Origin of the sequence: Pseudoalteromonas sp. TAE56 (assembly GCF_000497955.1) — a bacterium.
In the GTDB taxonomy this organism is placed as follows: Bacteria; Pseudomonadota; Gammaproteobacteria; order Enterobacterales; family Alteromonadaceae; genus Pseudoalteromonas.
In genome coordinates, this window is sequence record NZ_AUTN01000026.1 from 1 (window position 1) to 4647 (window position 4647).

Sequence of the window (4647 nt, forward strand, 5' to 3'; positions counted from 1 at the left end):
CGTGCTGCAGCCAATGAAAAACACGGTCGCTTTGACGACCCAGATTCAGACTTTATCGCTTTTTTAAACTTATGGAATTACCTAGAAGAGCAGCAAAGCGAGCTAACTAACGGCCAGTTTAGAAAGCTGTGTCAAAAAGATTTCCTAGCCTATATGCGCCTGCGTGAGTGGCAAGATATTGTTTATCAAATAAGTACTGTGTGTAACGAAATGGGCATGAAAGCAACCAGCCAAACGGCTGATGGCGAACTTGTTCATAAAGCGTTATTAAGCGGAATGCTGAGCCACATTGGCTTTAAAGATGATAAACAAATATACAAAGGCGCACGTAATAGTCAGTTTCATATTTTTCCGGGTTCAGGTTTATTTAAAAAGAGCCCTAAATGGATTATGTCGGCGGAGCTTGTAGAAACCAGTAAATTATATGCCCGCACAAATGCAAAAATAGACATTAACTGGGTAGAACCATTAGCACAGCATTTAGTAAAACGCAGCTACACAGAGCCACACTGGGAGAAAAAGCCAGGTGCGGTAATCGCGTTTGAGCAGCAAACTTTGTACGGCCTACTTGTTGTAAATAAACGCCGCTGTGTTTATAGCAATATCGACCCAAAAGTAAGTCGAGAGCTTTTTGTACGCACCGCATTAGTTGAGCAAGAGCTGGGTTTAAACGAGAGCTTTTTAGCGTTTAACCGTGAGTTAATAGAAGATATTCAAGTTCTGGAAAATAAGTCGCGTCGCCGTGATATTTTAGTTGATGAGCAAACGTTATTTGAGTTTTACGATAAAAAAATTCCCAAAGAAATTAATAACCGCGCTGCATTTTTAAAATGGTATAAAACACAAAAACAACAAAATAAACATTACTTACATATGACTCGTGAAGAGTTAATGCAGCATGGCGCAAGTAATATTACTGAGTTTGATTACCCTGACACATGGCAGCAAGACAATATTATATTACCACTTGCTTATCATTTTGACCCAGGCCAAGCGGTTGATGGTGTTGCGGTACAAATACCGGTAGCGCTGTTGAATCAAGTACAAGAGAGTGGTTTTGACTGGCACATACCTGCATTTAGACATGAGCTAATAAGTGGACTTATAAAGTCATTGCCTAAATCGCTGCGCCGCAATTTTGTGCCAGCACCAAATTATGCAGATGCAGTGCTTGCAGCCATTGAGCCAATGCAAGGGGGCTTAATTGATGCTTTAGCTACGCGTTTATTAAGAATGACAGGTGTGAGAGTTGATATGGAGGCGTGGGATTTAACAGCCCTTGCGCCGCATTTGCGATTACAGTTTGAAGTACGTGATGAACACGATAAGTTACTTGCCCGTGGACTTGATTTAGCCAAACTTAAAGCAGAGCTGCAAGGTGAAGTAACCGAAACATTGTCTAAAGTAGCCGATAAAGGCATTGAAAAATCAGACCTAACACAATGGGACTTTGGTGAGCTGCCAGCGTCATATGTTAAAAAACAAGGTCAATACGAAATAAAGGCGTACCCTGCGCTGGTGGATAAAAAGTCAGCCGCTGCAGTAGAGCTTTTTGATAGTGAAGCAAAAGCGCAGCAAGCGCATCAACAAGGTTTGCGCCGTTTAGTATTGTTAAATGTGCCGTCGCCAATTAAGTACTTACAACAAAACTTACCCAATAAAGCAAAGTTGGGTTTGTATTTTAATCCGTTTGGTAAAATAGCCGATTTAATTGATGACTGTATCGCCGCAGGTGTTGATAGCTTATTAGTGAAACACGGCGATATACGCGATGAAAAAGCATTTGAAACAGTAAAAGAGCAAATACGAGGTGAGCTCGGTGACTCAGTTGTATCGATTGCAACGCAAGTTGAGCAAGTATTGAGTATTGCGCACGCACTGCATAAAAAAATGAAAGGGCGTGTTGATTTAACCATGATCACCGCGCATGGCGATATAAAATCACAGCTTGAGTCACTTATATTTAAAGGCTTTGTGAGCGCGCATGGCGCAGATAAAATAACGGATTTAATTCGTTATTTAAAAGCGATTCAAAAACGTTTAGAAAAACTACCTGTGGATCCAAATCGTGATAGGTTATGCGTATTAGAGCTCGATAAAGTTGCTCAAGAGTACAAAAAGGTAGTTAATAAAACGCCTAAAGGGTTACCTATCCCACAAGAGGTAACCGCTATCTTTTGGATGCAACAAGAGCTAAGAGTGTCGCTATTTGCTCAAACACTTGGAACTCCTTACCCAATTTCGGCTAAGCGAGTACTCAATGCGATAAAAGAGATAGAATAAAACTTGCATTTTCTATTAAGCTTAGTACCTTAATAGGAGGATTTATTTTTGTTTTGAAAAGGAAGCGACATAGTTATGTCCTCATCGATTGAACATAAAACAAAGCGACTTTTAGTGGTAGACGACGAGTATTTTAATTTTGAAATGCTTAAAGCAGCACTGGCGTCGAAATTTGATGTTAGTTATGCAGATTCAGGGCAAAGCTGCCTTGCATCGGCAATTGCGAGTCCGCCAGATATAATTTTGCTTGATGTTTGTATGCCAGGTCTTGATGGTTATGATACATGCCGAATGCTAAAACACACACCTGAAACAAAAAATATTCCTGTTGTTATGGTATCGGGCCTTGAGTCTCCGTCTGAAAAGCAAGCAGGGTTTGATGCTGGTTGCAATGCATATGTTGTAAAGCCATTTTCAGTGGGTGCTTTATTGGAAGAAATTAACACGGTTGTTTAGAGGTAACGTATGTTTACTGATGATAAGCGAAATTTTAGACGCATGCAGATCAATACACCTGCAAATTTAACGACGATAGAACCCATAGCGGGTTTAAGTTTTGCCGCAGAGTGCGTGGATTTAAGTGCAACAGGTTTATCAATTCATTTAGATGAATTACTTGAACCTAATACATTACTGACGGTGAACATTGATTCAACTCACCCAAGTATTGCGCCTTTAAATGCAACAGCAAAAGTAATACGTGCCAGCAAAGAAGATGATGGCACGGTAACAGCAGGTCTTGAAATTATTCAGTTTAACTAAGTTGAATCTAGTTAAACTCAATAGTAGATATTAAAAAACCTTACAGATTAAGCCTTTTAAGTAAAAGCCTTCAGGGTAGCTGCCAGCAATTGGATGATCAGCTGCCTGGTTTAATCGCTCCATTATAAGTAGGTCTTTACCTGCATCAAGAGCTGCATCGGCGACTACTTTTTGAAACAAGTTTTGTTCCATTAAACCAGAACATGAGAATGTTAGTAATGTTCCGCCTGGTTTTAGTATTTGCATGGCTATCATGTTGATATCTTTATAACCACGGCACGCACCTGTTAGCTGCGCTTTATTATCAGCAAACTTTGGTGGGTCCATTACGATGGTATCAAACTGTTTGCCTTCGTCGCGGTATTGGCGTAGTAACTTAAATACATCCTGCTTAACAAAGCTCACTTTATCTAAATCTAAGTTATTATGCTCAACATTACGTTTTGCAGTATCAAGCGCTGGCTGAGATACGTCTACGTTAGTTACATGCTCACATCCACCACGCAAAGCGTACAACGAAAATGTACCTGTATAACTAAAACAGTTAAGTACCGTTTTACCCTTTGAAAAACGCTCAAGTGCGGCACGGCTATCGCGTTGGTCTAAATAAAAGCCCGTTTTATGTCCGTCGATTATATCGACTTCAATTTTAAAACCGTTTTCATCAATAAGTACTGGCTGTGTTGGTTCATTACCCCAAAGAGCGCCTTTTATTGGCTCTAAGCCTTCTTTAGTACGTACTTCTACATCTGAACGTTCGTATATGCTAGAACCCGGGAAAATAGACATCAACGCGCCAACAATCTCGCCTTTATGACGCTCGGCACCCGCACTTAGTAGCTGACACACTAATACGTTATCAAACTTATCGATTGTAACGCCTGGTAAGTAATCAGATTCAGCGGCACATAATCGAAACCCTGTTAATCCGCCTTCTTCTATTACTTGGCTACGTGCTTCTAATGAACGACGTAAACGGCGTTCAAAAAAGTTTTGATCGATGATTTCTTTTTCGTCAAAGCTCCAAACACGTGCGCGAATTTGTGAGTGAGGGCTATAAGCAGCAGTTGCTAAAAATTTACCTTCACTGTCGTGAATCGTTACTGTGTCGCCTAATCCTGGTTTACCTTTAATTTTTTTGATGGCTTTTGAAAATAACCAAGGGTGTTTTCTTTTTAATGATTTATCGCGACCAGCTTGTAGGTAAACGGCAGATGACATAAGGCTTCTCAGTAGTAATAAATAAGCGCTGTATTTTAGTCAAGCAGCGAGCAACATACAATGAATGTTTTGCAAGGGGGGCATAAAGCACGGTAAAGTACGGATAATTTACCTATTCATTAGCTTTTGGAACCTAATAGTGCCTGACGCCGTTTTAAGCCCCGATTTAAAAATACTTAATTCACAATGTAGAGAATTTATAACTTCTTTAGTGCATGCCGATGTAGCTCACGATATTACCCACATAGAACGCGTGGTACGTGTTGCAATACAGCTATGTAATGCAGAGCAGGCAAACATGTCGGTGGTATTACCTGCAGCGTGGATGCACGATTGCGTGGCAGTGGCTAAAAATCACCCTGATCGTGCAAAAGCCTCTAC

General features: G+C 40.5%; 4 protein-coding genes and 1 pseudogene. 4 read left to right on the plus strand and 1 reads right to left on the minus strand.

What is annotated here, in order from left to right; genetic code table 11:
- From hrpA to L656_RS0100985, 3 genes are all read left to right on the plus strand, one after another.
- Nucleotides 1-2283, plus strand: a 2283-nt coding sequence (hrpA, locus tag L656_RS0100975) for an ATP-dependent RNA helicase HrpA (protein ID WP_024597849.1), incomplete at its 5' end; no start/stop codon positions are given.
- 75 nt (nt 2284-2358) lie between these two features.
- Nucleotides 2359-2739 carry a response regulator gene (locus L656_RS0100980; protein WP_024597850.1) on the plus strand — a complete coding sequence of 127 codons (381 nt, stop codon included), beginning with the start codon at nt 2359-2361 and terminating at the stop codon, nt 2737-2739.
- A gap of 9 nt (nt 2740-2748) precedes the next feature.
- Nucleotides 2749-3045 (plus strand): PilZ domain-containing protein, encoded by a 297-nt coding sequence (locus tag L656_RS0100985; RefSeq protein WP_007581065.1) that lies wholly within the window; start codon nt 2749-2751, stop codon nt 3043-3045.
- Between the two features lie 30 nt (nt 3046-3075).
- Here the strand turns inward: L656_RS0100985 and L656_RS0100990 are convergent, their stop codons facing one another.
- The gene (locus L656_RS0100990) at nt 3076-4266 is read right to left on the minus strand and encodes a class I SAM-dependent methyltransferase (RefSeq protein ID WP_024597851.1); all 1191 of its coding nucleotides are present in this window, start codon (nt 4264-4266) and stop codon (nt 3076-3078) included.
- A gap of 64 nt (nt 4267-4330) precedes the next feature.
- On the opposite strand from L656_RS0100990, the pseudogene L656_RS0100995 reads away from it, so the two are divergent.
- Nucleotides 4331-4647 (plus strand): annotated as a pseudogene (locus L656_RS0100995) (HD domain-containing protein); the annotation flags it as partial.

Excerpts from the sequence above, each read along its gene's own strand:
- L656_RS0100980 (WP_024597850.1), top strand. The coding sequence starts at position 2,359 with ATGTCCTCATCGATTGAACATAAAACAAAGCGACTTTTAGTGGTAGAC.
- L656_RS0100990 (WP_024597851.1), bottom strand. The coding sequence starts at position 4,266 with ATGTCATCTGCCGTTTACCTACAAGCTGGTCGCGATAAATCATTAAAA.
- L656_RS0100985 (WP_007581065.1), top strand. The coding sequence starts at position 2,749 with ATGTTTACTGATGATAAGCGAAATTTTAGACGCATGCAGATCAATACA.